The sequence below is a fragment of the Alkalicoccobacillus porphyridii genome (assembly GCF_007293315.1).
Classification (GTDB): Bacteria; Bacillota; Bacilli; order Bacillales; family Bacillaceae_D; genus Alkalicoccobacillus; species Alkalicoccobacillus porphyridii.
Map to the genome: position 1 here is coordinate 1 of NZ_VLXZ01000304.1, position 256 is coordinate 256.

Genomic DNA, 256 nt, shown 5'->3' on the forward strand with positions numbered 1-256 from the left:
GTTGTTGAGTATTGTTGGTCGCCATGTAACCTGTACTGCACCCATTTTGTTGGACGATGAAATGGAATAGCCCCTAATATGTCAAAGCCAAAATACCCTTTTGAAAAGCGCCTTGAAGTCGTGAATCACTACTTCACAACTGATGATGGTTACAGGATCATCTCGGCACGTTTTGGTGTCCCCCGAACCCAGGTCAGGACATGGGTTGCCCTCTATGAAAAACATGGAGAAAAAGGTTTAATTCCCAAACCTAAAG

1 protein-coding gene is annotated in these 256 nt (G+C 44.1%); it reads left to right on the plus strand.

The genetic code is table 11. From position 1 onward, the window contains the following. Positions 1–78: 78 nt before the first annotated feature. A partial coding sequence (locus FN960_RS24395) for a helix-turn-helix domain-containing protein (RefSeq protein WP_032194690.1) occupies positions 79–256 on the plus strand: 178 nt, incomplete at its 3' end.